The 13,883-nt window shown below is 73.7% G+C and carries 14 protein-coding genes; 5 read left to right on the forward strand and 9 right to left on the reverse strand.

The genetic code is table 11. The annotated features are described in order from the left end of the window. Window positions 1-60: 60 nt before the first annotated feature. Window positions 61-1,188, forward strand: coding sequence for an ROK family transcriptional regulator (locus HEK131_RS16405; RefSeq protein ID WP_244335870.1), 1,128 nt, complete (start codon window positions 61-63; stop codon window positions 1,186-1,188). A 42-nt stretch (window positions 1,189-1,230) separates the two neighbouring features. Continuing rightward, complete coding sequence (locus HEK131_RS16410) at window positions 1,231-2,220, forward strand: phosphotransferase (RefSeq protein WP_244335871.1); 990 nt, start codon at window positions 1,231-1,233, stop codon at window positions 2,218-2,220. A gap of 10 nt (window positions 2,221-2,230) precedes the next feature. Here the strand turns inward: HEK131_RS16410 and HEK131_RS16415 are convergent, their stop codons facing one another. The 5 genes from HEK131_RS16415 to bla all read right to left on the reverse strand — a co-directional run bounded on the left by HEK131_RS16415 (window position 2,231) and on the right by bla (window position 6,449). Then, window positions 2,231-3,376, reverse strand: coding sequence for an RNA polymerase sigma factor (locus HEK131_RS16415; RefSeq protein ID WP_244452039.1), 1,146 nt, complete (start codon window positions 3,374-3,376; stop codon window positions 2,231-2,233). Window positions 3,377-3,384: 8 nt separating this feature from the next. Beyond that, window positions 3,385-3,792, reverse strand: a complete 408-nt coding sequence (locus HEK131_RS16420; RefSeq protein WP_244335872.1) for a YciI family protein — start codon at window positions 3,790-3,792, stop codon at window positions 3,385-3,387. Window positions 3,793-3,902: 110 nt separating this feature from the next. Further along, window positions 3,903-4,085: a hypothetical protein gene (locus tag HEK131_RS16425; protein WP_161146328.1), complete on the reverse strand. Its 183-nt coding sequence runs from the start codon at window positions 4,083-4,085 to the stop codon at window positions 3,903-3,905. A gap of 230 nt (window positions 4,086-4,315) precedes the next feature. Further along, a complete protein-coding gene (locus tag HEK131_RS16430; RefSeq protein ID WP_244335873.1) occupies window positions 4,316-5,257 on the reverse strand; it encodes a hypothetical protein in 942 nt (313 codons plus the stop codon). A gap of 277 nt (window positions 5,258-5,534) precedes the next feature. Beyond that, on the reverse strand, window positions 5,535-6,449 hold the full coding sequence (bla, locus tag HEK131_RS16435; protein ID WP_244335874.1) for a class A beta-lactamase: 915 nt from the start codon (window positions 6,447-6,449) through the stop codon (window positions 5,535-5,537). 133 nt (window positions 6,450-6,582) lie between these two features. Here bla and HEK131_RS16440 point away from each other — a divergent pair, with 133 nt between their 5' ends. Continuing rightward, complete coding sequence (locus HEK131_RS16440; protein ID WP_244335875.1) at window positions 6,583-7,455, forward strand: LysR family transcriptional regulator; 873 nt, start codon at window positions 6,583-6,585, stop codon at window positions 7,453-7,455. Next, complete coding sequence (locus HEK131_RS16445; RefSeq protein ID WP_244335876.1) at window positions 7,452-8,387, forward strand: serine hydrolase; 936 nt, start codon at window positions 7,452-7,454, stop codon at window positions 8,385-8,387. Before HEK131_RS16440 ends, HEK131_RS16445 begins: the two co-directional genes overlap by 4 nt. Window positions 8,388-8,402: 15 nt before the next feature. Here the strand turns inward: HEK131_RS16445 and HEK131_RS16450 are convergent, their stop codons facing one another. From HEK131_RS16450 to HEK131_RS16460, 3 genes are all read right to left on the reverse strand, one after another. Further along, the gene (locus tag HEK131_RS16450; RefSeq protein ID WP_244335877.1) at window positions 8,403-9,005 is read right to left on the reverse strand and encodes an Rv1733c family protein; all 603 of its coding nucleotides are present in this window, start codon (window positions 9,003-9,005) and stop codon (window positions 8,403-8,405) included. A 164-nt stretch (window positions 9,006-9,169) separates the two neighbouring features. Continuing rightward, window positions 9,170-11,410, reverse strand: coding sequence for a catalase/peroxidase HPI (gene katG / locus HEK131_RS16455; RefSeq protein ID WP_244335878.1), 2,241 nt, complete (start codon window positions 11,408-11,410; stop codon window positions 9,170-9,172). Window positions 11,411-11,443: 33 nt separating this feature from the next. Continuing rightward, a complete protein-coding gene (locus HEK131_RS16460; protein WP_217462218.1) occupies window positions 11,444-11,884 on the reverse strand; it encodes a Fur family transcriptional regulator in 441 nt (146 codons plus the stop codon). A 452-nt stretch (window positions 11,885-12,336) separates the two neighbouring features. Between HEK131_RS16460 and HEK131_RS16465 the strand changes: the two genes are divergently transcribed. After that, window positions 12,337-13,515, forward strand: a complete 1,179-nt coding sequence (locus tag HEK131_RS16465) for an acyltransferase family protein (protein WP_244335879.1) — start codon at window positions 12,337-12,339, stop codon at window positions 13,513-13,515. 58 nt (window positions 13,516-13,573) lie between these two features. On the opposite strand, the gene HEK131_RS16470 is transcribed toward HEK131_RS16465, so the two are convergent. After that, on the reverse strand, window positions 13,574-13,810 hold the full coding sequence (locus HEK131_RS16470) for a chaplin (protein WP_244452040.1): 237 nt from the start codon (window positions 13,808-13,810) through the stop codon (window positions 13,574-13,576). Between the last annotated feature and the right edge of the window lie 73 nt (window positions 13,811-13,883).

The following is a 13,883-nucleotide window of genomic DNA, read 5'->3' on the forward strand; positions in this document are numbered from 1 at the left end:
CTAATTCCACCGTAGGCACGGCGGAGCATTTGGGCAAGAGTCCTTACTAGACTGGCCCGCATGACACCCGCCAAGCCGTCCCTGGAGATGCTGCGCGCGCTCACGGAGGAGAACGTGCTGCGCGCCCTGATGGCCGACCGGCGCCTGACCCGGGCGGAGATCGCGGCCGGCACCGGCATCTCCAAGCCGACCATCTCCGACGCGGTGCAGCGGCTCGCGGCGTCCGGCCTGGTGGTGGACACCGGGGAGCGGACCACGGGACGCGGCCGCTCGGGCTCGTACTACGCGCTCGCGCCGGGACTCGGCACCGCGCTGGTGGCGAGCATCTCCCCGCGCGGGGTGACCGCCGAGACGGTGGACGCGCTCGGGGACACCGTGGGGCGGACCCACGTCGGCCTGGGGCGCAACGCGGGCGAGCACCAGGCGGCCAGGGCGCTGACCGAGGCGGTGGCCCGGCTCACGCGAGCCGGGGCGGACGGCGCGCGGCTCGCCGTCGTCAGCGCCGCCGACCCCGTCGACCGCGCGAGCGGCAGGCTGGTCCGGCTGCCCGACGCCCCGTTCCTCGTCGGCGCCCTCGACCCGGCCGCCGCCCTCGCCCCGCACGTCACCGGTCCCGTGCTGGTGGACAACGACGTCAACTGGGCCGCGCGGGCCGAGCACGAGACGGGGTGCGCGGCGGGCGTGGACGACTTCGTGTACGTCCATCTCGGCGAGGGTCTCGGCTGCGCCGTGGCCACGGACGGCGCCGTGCGGCGCGGGCACCGGGGGCTGGCCGGGGAGATCGCCCATGTGTGCACCACCGGCCCGGACCGCACGGCGATGCCGCTGACGGAGGTCTTCGCCGCGCTCGGGCTGCGCCGGGCGGACTCGACGGCCGTCGACGTGGACGCGCTTCAGGCCGCCGTCACCGCCGACGACCGCACGGCGGAGGCGCTGGCGCGCGCGGTCGCCGGTGTGCTGAGCGCGGCCGTCGCCCTGGCCGACCCCGCCCTGATCGTGCTGGGCGGCGAATGGGGGCGGCTGCCCCGGATGCGTACGGCGATCGACCGGCAGCTCGCGCACGGCCCCCGCCCGGTCCGGGTGGCGGCGGCGACGGTCGAGTCACCGGAACTGACGGCGGCACGCGGGCACGCGGTGGCGGAGCTGCGGGAGCTGATCGTGCGGTCCGCGCGGCCGGCGGACCGGTGAAAACCCCTGGCCGGAGCACCTCCTGCGTGCTGGGATGACCCGATGGAACGCACGGTGGACGTGGACCGGGGTACCTACCCGGACGTGGTGACGCCCTGGGAACAGGAGGCGTGGCGGGGCGCGGTCTTCGACTGGACCGAGGACCGACTCGCGCGGCACGGGCTGCGGTCGGGCGGGACGCCCCGGGTGCGGGTGCGACCGTGGTCGGTGCTGATGCGGATTCCGGTGGCCGGTCGCGCCCCGGTGTGGTTCAAGGCCAACCCCCCGGCGAGCGCCTTCGAGGGTCCGCTGACCGCCGCGCTGTCCGACTGGGTGCCGGATCACGTGCTGCGCCCGCTGGCCGTCGACGCCGACCGCGGCTGGTCGCTGCTGCCGGACGGCGGCCCGCTGTTCCGCGAGGCGGGCGGCGAGGTCCCGCCGCGCACGTGGGAGGAACTCCTCACCGGCTACGCGCGGATGCAGCGCGCCCTGGTCCCGCGCGCGGACGAACTCGGCCGGCTCGGCGTGCCGAGGCTGCGCGTGACCGAAGTACCCGCGTCCTTCGACCGGTTGCGGGCCCAGAACGGCACCCTGGACCCGGACCAGCGGGCCCGGCTCGACGCGCTGCGCCCCCGACTGTCCGAGTGGTGCGCGGAGTTGGCCGCGCTCGGCGTGCCCGATTCCCTGGACCACGCCGACCTGCACGAGGGCCAGCTCTTCCACCCGGAGCCGGGGCGGTTCACCTTCTTCGACTGGGGGGACGCCGTAGTCTCCCACCCGTTCGCCAGTCTGCGCGTCCCGGCCCTGCGGGCGTGCGAGCGGTACGGGCCCGAGGTGCTGCCGCGCCTGCGGGACGCCTACCTGGAGCCCTGGACGGACATCGGGCTGTCGGCGGCGGAGCTCCGGCGCGCCGCACAACTCGCCTGGCGGCTGGGCGCGCTGGGCCGGGCCCGCGCCTGGAGCCGGCTCTTCCCGTCCGCGGCGCGGGCCGCGCCCACCGCTCTGGAGGGGGTGCGCTCGCTGCTGGAGAGCGGCGACACTCCCCCGCTCTGAGCGCGGCCCGTCAGCGGGCCCGGCGGGTGTTGAGCCGGGCGGCCTGGCGGGTCAGATGGTCGCGCTCGGCGATGTCGGGTGCCTTGTGGGCCGCCTCGGCGTACAGCCGTGCCGCGGTCGTGAGGTCGCCGTCGCGCTCGTGGAGGTAGGCGGCCACCGCGGTGTGGCGCGGCAGCGCGGGGTCCAGCGCCGCGAGCGCCGCGAGACCGGCGCGCGGCCCGTCGGCCTCTCCGACGGCGACCGCGCGGTTGAGCCGGACGACGGGGCTGTCGGTCAGGCGCGCAAGCTCGTCGTACCACTCGACGATCTGCACCCAGTCGGTCTCGGCGGCGGTGAGCGCGTCGGCGTGGAGGGCGGCGATCGCGGCCTGGGCCTGGAACTCGCCCAGCCGGTCGCGGGCGAGGGCGGACTGGAGGATCACGACGCCCTCGACGATCGACGCGGTGTCCCACCGGCCTCGGTCCTGCTCGGCGAGCGGCACCAGGCTGCCGTCGGGCGCGGTCCGGGCGGCGCGCCGGGCGTGGTGGAGCAGCATGAGGGCGAGCAGTCCGGCCACCTCGGGGTGGTCGATCGCGGCGGCGAGCTGCCGGGTGAGCCGGATGGCCTCGGCGGCGAGGTCGACGTCGCCGGAGTAGCCCTCGTTGAAGACCAGGTAGAGGACGCGCAGCACGGTGGCCACGTCTCCGGGCCGGTCGAGGCGCGCACCGGAGACGGTGCGCTTGGCCCGGCTGATCCGCTGCGCCATGGTCGCTTCGGGCACCAGGTACGCGCGCGCGATCTGACGGGTGGTGAGCCCGCCGACGGCGCGCAGGGTGAGCGCGACCGCCGAGGAAGGCGTCAGGGACGGGTGCGCGCACAGGAAGTACAGCCGGAGGGTGTCGTCCTGGTCGCTCGCGGGACCGGGCGCCGGTTCCTCCTCGACGAGGTCCTCGCGCCGCCGCCGGGCGGCGTCCGAACGGCTCGCGTCGAGGAACTTGCGCCAGGCGACGGTGATCAGCCAGCCCTTCGCGTCACGCGGAGGGTCGGCCGGCCAGACGCGCAGCGCCTCTACCAGCGCGTCCTGGACGGCGTCCTCGGCCGCCGCGAAGTCGGCTCCGCGGCGGACGAGGACGGCGAGCACCTTCGGCGTGAGGACGCGCAGCAGGGCCTCGTCCATCGCCGGGGTCACTCCGTGACGGTGCGGTGCTCGCCCAGGAACGGGCGCAGCTCCAGCCACTCGTGGATCGGCCTGCCGCCGGCCCCGGGGGCGGCGGAGAGCTCCCCGGCCAGTTCGAGGGCCCGCTCGTGGCTGTCGACGTCGATCACCATCCAGCCGGCGATGAGGTCCTTGGTCTCGGCGAAGGGACCGTCGGTGACCGGCGGGCGCCCTTCGCCGTCGTACCGGACGAAGGTCCCCTCGGGGGCGAGTGCCTGGCTGTCGACGAACTCGCCGGTCTCCTCGAGGCGGGCGGCGAACTCGTTCATGTACCGCACGTGGGCCGTGATCTCCTCCGGCGTCCACTGGTCCATCGGGACGTCGTTGACCGCCGCCGGAGCGCCGCGGTAATGCTTGAGCAGCAGGTACTTGGCCATCGTGGTCCTCCTCGCTGAGGCGACCCATTGTGGTCGCGTCAGCAGCGGGGACGGAGCCGGACACAGGTTCTCGACACCGCCGTCCGGGATTTCCCGGACGCCGCGGCGCGTCAGCCTCTGGGAGCGGTGCCGCCGGTGGCGCGGAGGTGGTCGCGGCGGGCGTTGTTGTACCCGCGCAGATGGACCTTGGCGACGGCGCAGGCCGCGCCGTCGGCATGGCACTGGCGGCAGGTCCGCACGTGCTGCTCGTAGGTGGTTCGGGCGTTTTCCAACGCCTCATCGGCAGAGGACATGGTCATCTCCGGAAGAGGGCGCGCCCACGCGGACGGCGCCTGGTTGACTGACGAGTAACTTCCGAAGAAAAGATGATCATGTTACTGCCGGTACAGGGAAACCGGCCGGGCAAAGATCGGGTACGGAGTCCGTCCGCGCAGGTCAAAGGCGTGTGAAGCCGGAAGAGGGGGACCGTCCGCCGACGGTCCCCCTCCTGCCTACCCGTCCCGCGCCGATGACGCGGGAGGGGTCAGGAACGACGTGCGCGCGTGGCGTACACCGTCCCGGCTCCCACGGCCAGCACGAGCGCGGCCCCACCCGCGAGCATGCCGACCGGGGCACCCGCACCGGTCTCCGCCAGCGGCGGGTTGCCGCCGTTCGGCGAGGACTTGGGGGCGGGCGGGCTGGACTGGGCCGGCGGCACCTTCGGGTTGGTGGACGGCGTCGCGCCGGGCTTCGGGCTCGCCGGAGGCTTGCCGCCCTCGGCGGGGGCGCTCGGCTCGTTCGCGGCGGGCGGCACGCTCGGCGCCGGGCTCGCGGACGCCCCGGGCGCGGAGGGGCTGGGCGCGGACGGGCTGGGGGTGGCCGACTCCGGCGTACCGGGTTCGCACCGCTTGTCCCCGCCGTTCCAGGCGGCGATCAGGTGGAACGGGGTGAGGGCGCCGGTGCGCACGTCGGGCAGCGGGCCGTGCCCCTCGCCCTCCTTGCCGTCGTAGGCCACGTCGTCGCCGTACAGGTCGGTCTGGCCGAAGCAGGTCGGCGCCTTGACGCTGAGCTTCTTCCAGGTGCGGCCGGCGTCGTCCTGGCCCGCGACGTCCTCGGCGGTGAGGTGGACGGTGGCCTTGTCGATCATTTCCTGGTGGCCGGAGGAGGGCCAGTCGGGGCCCTCGGTGGTGTACTCGGCCAGGGAGACGGGGTAGCTGCACCCCGCGCCGACACTCTGGCCGGGCGCGAGGCGGACCTCGACGATGCCGGGCACGGTGTCCCACTGATGGAACCCGCCCTCCGAGGACCAGTCGGCGCCGACGACCTTGCCGTCGCCGTCGACCAGGCGGTACTGCACGGTGGCGGCCGAGCAGACGCCGCCGTCCTGGGCGTGGGCGGCGGTGGCGCCGATCAGGGGCGCGGCGGCCGCCGAGAGGAAGGCCGCGGCGGTCGCGGCGAGAAATCTGGCTGGTTGCGAGCGTGCCAAGGTGAGCCTCTGTCCGTTCAAAGGGTGTGGGAGGTGGCAGGGCGCGCGCGAGCATGCGCGCGGCGCCCCTCGGCCCTTCGCCCGCCCGAGGCGGAGCGAGGACGGTCAGAGTCTTGTCGCCTTTACAACTCCCGTCAATTTTCCACGAGTTGAGCATCATCACAGTGGCGACGGGATCGAATGGGCAGGTCAGCACGGACGGCAGATTTCGGCACGGGACCCGACATCCCCGAATTGCGCGGGTCGGCCCCGCCGGGTGCGGCGGGGCCGCCGGCGGCTACTCGCCCGGCGCCAGGTGGGCGGCGAGCAGGCGCGCGGTCTCCTCGATCAGCGCGTCGTCGACGAGCGCGTCGGGGGTGGGCTTGGTGGACAGCACGGAGAGCAGCAGGGGCGTCCCCTTGCCGGTCCAGGCCACGCCGAGGTCGTTGGCGGTGGCGTAGGAGCCGGTGCCCGTCTTGTCGGCGAGGAGCCAGCCGGGCGGGAGGCCGGCGCCGAACCGCTTGGCGCTGGTGGTGTTGCCGCGCAGCCAGCCGACGAACTGCTCCCGGTCGGCGCCGGCCAACGCCCCTCCCAGGGTGAGCAGTTCGAAGGAGCGGCCGAGGGCGCGCGGGGTCGTGGTGTCGCGCACGTCACCGGGCACGGCGGTGTTCAGGTCGGTCTCCCACCGGTCGAGCCGGCTCACCCGGTCGCCGAGGGACCGGAAGAAGCGGGTGAGACCGGCCGGGCCGCCGATCCGGCGCAGCATGAGGTTGCCCGCCGTGTTGTCGCTGTACTGGATCGCGGCCGCGCACACGTCGCCCAGCGCCATCCCCGTCTCCACGTGGGCCTTGCTCTGCTCGGAGTTGGACAGGATGTCCGCCGGCGGAAAGTGGATCACCTCGCTCAGCGCCGCGCGGCCGCCGTGGTCGCGCAGGACGGCCGCCGCGGCGATCGCCTTGAACGTCGAGCACATGGCGAACGGCTCGTCGGCGCGGAACGCCACCGTCGCACCCGTGCGCGGGTTGTGCGCGTACACGCCGAGCCGGGCGCCGTACCGCTTCTCCAGCGCGCTCAGCTCGGGGCGCAGGGCGGCGTCGTCCGGGGTGGCCCAGGCGGGGGCGGTGGAGGCCGCCGAGGCGGCGGCGGCCGCCACGGTGAGGGCCGCGCCCGCGCGGAGCAGACGGCGGCGCGGGACAGGGGTGGCACGGGTCATGTGCGGTGTCCTCCAAGGGAGTTGGGCCGTCGGGGATGTTGGATCACCGACGGGGGACAGCGAAACAGCAGGACACCGCTCATGTCCAAGAGTGAACTTTGAACGTGCCATGACTTATTGATATGACTCCGGGATGGATCTGCTCGCGCATCTCGCGGCGTTCACCGCGACGGCCGACGAAGTGAGCTTCTCGCGCGCGGCCGAGCGGCTGGGGATCGCGCAGCCGCTCCTCAGCCGCCGCATCAAGTCGCTGGAGACGTATTTCGGCGGCCAGTTGTTCGACCGCTCACGACGGCAGGTCGCCGTGACGGAGTTCGGCGGCTCACTGCTGCCGTACGCGCGCGACGTGCTGGAGCGGGCCGAGCGGCTCGGGCAGGCGGCCCGTTCGGCACGTGCCGCGCGGGTGCGCGTCGTGGGGGTGCCCGCGCACTGCGCACCCGTGGCCCTGGCCGGTGTGATCCGCGCGGGCGCGGAACACGGCACTGCACTCGCCGTGCGTGAACTGACGCCCCAGCAGCGGCACTTGGGGATCAGTGACGGCTCGCTGGCGTACGCCCTGCTCCGCGTGGCTCCCGAGCGGGCCGCGCTGCGCGTCCCGCTCGGCCTGGCGGCCGCTCCGGGGGTGGAATCGGCCAGGCGGCGCACCGTCCATCTGGAGGACCTGCGGCCGCCCCGAGGCGCGGCCGGGCTGCCGATCCTGACCCTGGAGGAGGACGAAGTGCCCTACGCACAGGACCGTCTGGGGCGGGCCGCGGCCCGTGCCGGGCTGCCGGAGACGCTCGTCGGGACCGCGGGCCCGGCCTCCACCGCGCTGGCCGACACACTTGCCGGGCGGGCGCGGCTGCTGTGCGCGGAGCCGTTCGCCCGGCAGCACGGCGCGAGCTGGGCCCCGCTGGCCGACGCCTCCCTGCACCGGGGCTACGAGATCGGCGCGAGCGAGACCCACGGGGAGACGGGCGAGGTCCCGGCATGGCTGGCCGGGGTGCTGGCGGGGGTGACCGGATGACCGTCGAGACCACCTACGCCCCGGCCCACGCGGCCTCGGACGGCATCCTGCGCGACGTGGCGGACGGCATCGCCCGCGAGTGGGACGCGCTCGGGGTACGGGGCTCCTTCCTGGCCCGGAACATCGACACCGGTGAGCAACTGGGCTTCGACGTCGAGGTGCCGGTGCCGCTCGCCTCGGTGGTGAAGGTCCCGCTGGCCCTGGTGGTGCTGGACCGGATCGCCGCAGGGGAACTCGACGCCGCCCGGCCCGTGACCTTCGTGCCCTCCCCGGGCGGCGCCGGTCCGACCGGGCTCGCGGCGTTCCGCCATCCGGCGACGCTGGCCGTCGGCGACCTGCTGCTGATGATGCTCTCGGTGAGCGACAACGCCGCGGCGGACCTCCTCCTCGACCTGGTGCCGGTCCCGGAGGTGGCCGCCCGGCTGCGTTCCTGGGACTGCCCCGGTCTGCGCGTGCGGCACCGCCTGCACCACATGTACGCCTGCGCGGCCGGGGCGTCGGGCAACGACTTCTCGCTCGCGCTGGAGCTGGCCGTACGCGACGAGCGCACCGGCCACCACACCATCGAGACCCTGGATCCGGCGCACGCCAGTACCGGCACGGCCGGGGCGCTGGTGTCCCTGCTGGAGCGGGTGTGGCGCGACGAGATCGCCGATCCGCGTGCCACCGCGGAGCTGCGCCGTCTCATGGGCCTGCAGGTCTTCGCGCACCGCATGGTGAGCGAACTGCGCGCGGACTCGCTCCGCTACAGCGGCAAGACGGGCACGTTCCTGCATCTGCGGCACGAGGTCGGCGTGGTGGAGGCGGACTCCGGCGACCGCGTCGCCCTGGCCGCGCTGACCCGCGCGGACCGCAGGGCGTCCCAGGCCCCGGACATCGACCTGGCCATCGGGGTCGCGGCCCGGCGGGCGTTCGAGGCACTGCGCGGGTGAGCCGGGCGGGGTGGCTCAGCCCCGGCCGCCGCTCAGCCGGCGCCATTCCGGCCCGACGCGTTTCCACTCCTCGTCCCACTCCGCGAGCCGGCGCCGGACGAGGGAGCCGCACACCAGCCGTCCGGAGGCCCAGACGACCGTGCCGGTGATCTGGGCGACGAGGACACCGGTGAGCACGGTCTGGAGCAGGGCCTCGGCCAGGGAGGCGGGCGGCGGCACGGTGCGTCCGGTGCCGTCGGTCCAGAGGGTGACGGTGCTCCCGGCCGCGGTGCCGGGGCTCACCTTGGCCCGGTCGGTGTGCACGGCGCCCTTGCCGTCGGTCCAGCGCACCGCGGCCCAGACCCGGTCGTCGTCGTAGCCGCTGCCCGCCGGCGGGGTCTTCGGCGCGGGGCCGGTGAGCACGGCGCGGACCTCGTGCACCTGGTCGCGGCGAGCGGCGAGTGTGGAGTCCACGGAACTCGCGGCGGCGTAACCCGCGAGGGCACCGCCCAGTACGACGAAGATCCAGGTGAGGAGCACGACCCAGCCCTCGACGAGGTCACCGTGCCGCCGCAACGGATTACGCCGCCAGCGCCACAGCCGCAGAGGGGTGATCGTCTCCGGAGGTGTCCGAGTCATCGGCAGCCTCCTCTCGCCTGCCACACCACCATCGTGCACCTGTCCCGGCGAGCCCGCAGTACCGGACGCCGGGGAAGCGGGAACCGCAGGTCGCCGGGGGTTTCACACAAAGGGGGCGCCCCCGGGCCGGTCGGCTCGGGGGCGCCCCTTCCGGGTGTTCGGGCTCAGGCGAGGTCGAACCGGCCGAGGTTCATCACCTTGTGCCACGCGGCGGCGAAGTCCTTGACGAACTTCTCCTTGGCGTCGTCGCTGGCGTACACCTCGGCGACGGCGCGCAGCTCGGCGTTGGAGCCGAAGACCAGGTCGGCACGGGTGCCGGTCCACCTGGCCGCGCCGGTGGCCGCGTCGCGGCCCTCGAACGTGGCCTCGTCCTCGGACGTGGAGCTCCACGTCGTACCCAGGTCGAGCAGGTTGACGAAGTAGTCGTTCGTCAGCACGCCCGGCGTCTCGGTGAGGACACCCAGCTTGGAGTCCTGGTAGTTGGCGCCCAGGACCCGCAGACCGCCGACGAGGACGGTCATCTCCGGGGAGCTGAGGGTCAGCAGGTTGGCGCGGTCGACGAGCGCGTACTCGGCGCGGCCGGGGTTGCTGCCCTTGCCGACGTAGTTGCGGAAGCCGTCGGCGGCGGGCTTGAGCGCCTCGAAGGACTCGACGTCGGTCTGCTCCTGGCTGGCGTCCACGCGGCCCGGCGTGAAGGGCACCTGAACCGGGAACCCGCCGTCCTTGGCGGCCTTCTCCACCGCGGCGTCGCCGCCGAGGACGATCAGGTCGGCCAGGGAGACGTGCTTGGCACCGGCGGAGGCGTTGAACTCCTCCTGGATGCCCTCGAGGGTGCGCAGCACCAGGGCGAGCTGGTCGGGGTCGTTGACCTCCCAGCCGCGCTGCGGCTCCAGACGGACGCGGGAGCCGTCCGCACCGCCGCGCTTGTCACTGCCGCGGAAGGTGGACGCGGACGCCCAGGCGGCGCTGACGAGCTGGGACACGGTGAGACCCGAGTCGAGGATCTTGCCCTTGAGCGCGTCGGCGTCGGCCGCGTCGATCGGCTCGCCCTGCGGCTGGGGCAGCGGGTCCTGCCACAGCAGCGTCTCCTCCGGGACCTCCGGGCCGAGCAGCAGCGACTTCGGGCCCATGTCGCGGTGGGTCAGCTTGTACCAGGCACGCGCGAAGGCGTCCGCGAACTCCTCCGGGTTCTCGTAGAAGCGGCGGGAGATCGGCTCGTAGATCGGGTCGAAGCGCAGCGACAGGTCCGTCGTGAGCATGTTCGGCGCGATCTTCTTGGCCGGGTCGAAGGCGCTGGGCACGGTGCCCTCGCCCGCGCCGTCCTTCGGCTTCCACTGCTTGGCGCCGGCGGGGCTCTCGGTCAGCTCCCACTCGTAGCCGAACAGGGTGGCGAAGAAGTTCACGTCCCAGGTGATCGGCGTGGAGTTCCAGGTGACCTCGAGGCCCGAGGTGATGGTGTCGGGGCCCTTGCCGGTGCCGAAGCTGTTCTTCCAGCCGAGGCCCTGCTGCTCCATCGGGGCGTCCATCGGGTCAGGGCCGACGTCGCTCGCCGGGCCCGCGCCGTGGGTCTTGCCGAAGGTGTGGCCGCCCGCGATCAGGGCGACGGTCTCCTCGTCGTTCATCGCCATGCGGCCGAACGTCTCGCGGATGTCGCGGGCCGCGGCGATCGGGTCCGGGTGGCCGTTGGGGCCCTCGGGGTTGACGTAGATCAGGCCCATCTGGACGGCCGCGAGGGGCTCCTCCAGCTCACGGTCGCCGGTGTAGCGCTCGTCGCCGAGCCAGGTGGTCTCCGGACCCCAGTACACGTCGGCGTCGGGCTCCCAGGCGTCCACGCGGCCGCCGCCGAAGCCGAAGGTCTTGAAGCCCATGGTCTCCAGCGCGACATTGCCCGCGAGGATCATGAGGTCGGCCCAGGAGATGTTCTGGCCGTACTTCTTCTTCACCGGCCACAGCAGACGGCGGGCCTTGTCCAGGTTGGCGTTGTCCGGCCAGCTGTTCAGGGGGGCGAAGCGCTGCTGGCCGGTGCCGCCGCCACCGCGGCCGTCCCGGGTCCGGTAGGTGCCGGCGCTGTGCCAGGCCATCCGGATGATGAACGGGCCGTAGTGTCCGAAGTCCGCGGGCCACCAGTCCTGGGAGGTGGTGAGCACCTCCGCGAGGTCGCGCTTGACGGCCGGCAGGTCGAGGCTGAGGAACGCCTCGGCGTAGTCGAACTCCTCGCCCAGCGGGTTGGCGACGGGCGGGTTCTTCGCAAGGACCTTCAGGTTGAGCTGCTTGGGCCACCAGCGGTCGTTGCCGCTGCCGAGGGCCGGGTGCAGGGAAGTGGCGCTGGCACCGTGGGCGACGGGGCAGCCGCCGGACTCCTCGGGCTTCGGGTCGGTGACGATCGCGTCTTCGTTGTCAGGCATTGTCAATCCTTCCGGAACGGACGAACCCGGCGCTCAGGAGCTGCGGCCGGTGGAACAGTCGGAGCAGGTGCCCCAGTACACGACCTCGGCCTCGTCGATGGCGAAGCCCCGGTTGTCGGAAGCGGTCAGGCAGGGCGCGTGGCCCACGGCACAGTCGACGTCGACGACGGCACCGCACGACCGGCACACGGCGTGGTGGTGGTTGTCGCCGACGCGTCCCTCGAACCGGGCGGGGCTGCCCGCGGGCTCGATGCGGCGTATGAGGCCCGCGCCGGTCAGCGCGTGCAGCGCCTCGTAGACGGCCTGCACGGAGATGTGGCCGACACGCTCGCGGACCTGGGAGGCGATCGCCTCGGCACCGAGGTGGTCGCCGGCACGGACGGTCTCCAGCAGCGCGACGCGGGCCGCCGTGACGCGGAGGCCCGCACCGCGGAGTTCCGCGGCGGCGGTGGTCGGAGGCTGGGATGCGGTCATGGGACGAACCTACCGTCATAAACACGAGAGATTCAAGAAAACGAGCTATGCAATTTTTTGACTTCTTAGTGTGACTGCTGGGTGCCGTTCCGTGTCCCCGGTGGAGAACCGGTTCGGCACCCGGAGCGCGGCGGGCCTGCCCGCATCATGTGACCCGGCTCCGGCCCCGGGGGCACGCCGAGCCGCACGGTCCCTCGCACGGGTGAACGGACCCGAACCGGAACCCACCCTTGTGTTTCCCCGCACCGTCCTCGCGCAAGCGCCCGATCCTCACTTCCGCGCGGCACCGGCCTCTCACTCGTCCGGGTGCTCCGGGCCCGCCATCCGTGGCAGCGCGGGGGCTCTCTCGTTCGGCAGCAGTGTGACGTTTCCGGCATGACGTGAATGTGGCGGTGCGGGAGGGCAGCAGTCCCCTCCATGCCCCACGCGAACCTCCAGCGGCAGGTGATCGGATGACCACGGCGACGACCCGGACGCCCCGGACGCCGCCCGCCGGGCCCGACGCGGCCACCGCCCGCTCCTCCCCGCCGGGGGGCGTCAGACCTTCGCTGCCCTCGCTGACCGGGCTGCGCTGGATGGCGGCCCTGCTGGTGTTCGGACTGCACATCAACAACTTCGGCTACCTCGGCGGCCAGGCCGGGCGGCTGGTCTCCTGGGCCTTCACACCCGGCGGCACCGGGGTGTCGTTCTTCTTCGTCCTGTCCGGCTTCGTGCTCACCTGGTCGGCCCGGCCCGGCGACCGGGCGCCCGGTTTCTGGCGGCGGCGGATCGCGCGGGTCTACCCCGTCCACCTGGCCACCGCCCTCATCGCGGTCACCGTGGCCTTCGCCATGGGCAAGCCCGCGCTCCCGACCTGGAAGCAGACCCTGGCGAACCTGTCCCTGGTGCACTCCTGGTGGCAGCCCTGGTGGCAGACGCTCAACCCGGTCAGCTGGTCGCTGGCCTGCGAGGCGTTCTTCTACGCGCTCTTCCCGGCCCTCTTCTGGCTGCTGCGCAGGCTCGACGCGCGCGGCACGCTGATACTGGGCGGCGCGGCGGTGGTGGTCGCGCTGGGCCTGGCCTGGGCCGACGCCCACCACTGGCTGGATCAGCCGCTGTACTCGCTGCCCGCCGCCCGGCTGCCGGAGTTCGTCCTCGGCACGGTCACGGCGCGGCTGGTGCTGCTCGACCGCTGGCGCGGCCCCGGCCTGGAGGGCTCGCTCGCCCTGGCCATCCTCGGCTACTTCCTCGTCCCCCAGGTGGCCCCCGGTTACGCGGCCACCTCCTGCACCCTGGCGGGCTTCACCGCGCTGATCCCGGCGGCGGCCGTCGCCGACCTGCGCGGGCTGCCCACACTCTGGCGGGGGCGGCGGATGGTGCGGCTCGGGGAGCTGTCGTTCGCGTTCTACATGGTGCATCTGCTGGTGCTGCGCGCGGGCATCGCCGTGCTGGGAGACAAGCCGCGCTTCGGCGCGGCGGCCGGGATCGGCGTGACCGTGGCCGCGTTCACGGTGTCGCTCGGGCTGTCCTGGGCGCTGTTCGAGGGGGTGGAGCGTCCGGTACGGCGCCTGCTGCTGCGCGGCCGCCGTCCGGCGGACCGGCCCCCTGTCGCCCCGGCCCCGAAGGAGAGCGTCGCGGCCGCCCGCGACTGAGCCGGGACAGCCGGGTGCCGGCCCCTCGCTGGAGGGACCGGCACCCGTCACGCGCCGTTCAGGAGTTGGCGCAGATGTTGCCGAACGCGGGGTTCAGCAGGCCCACGACGTCGATCGTGTTGCCGCACAGGTTGACCGGGATCTCCACGGGGACCTGGACGACGTTGCCGGAGGCGACGCCGGGGCTGTTGGCGGCGACACCGGTGGTCGGGTCCGGGTCTGCCGCCTGGGCCGCCGTGGCGCCGGACAGGGCAAGGGCGCCCGCGAGAACGGCCGTTGTAGCAAGCTTGCGCATACGCATGAGGTGCCTCACTGGTCGAGGTTGGGACCCCTCCATCACAGCGCCAGCCACGGCGGGGCGCCCGCCG

Origin of the sequence: Streptomyces seoulensis (assembly GCF_022846655.1) — a bacterium.
In the GTDB taxonomy this organism is placed as follows: Bacteria; Actinomycetota; Actinomycetes; order Streptomycetales; family Streptomycetaceae; genus Streptomyces.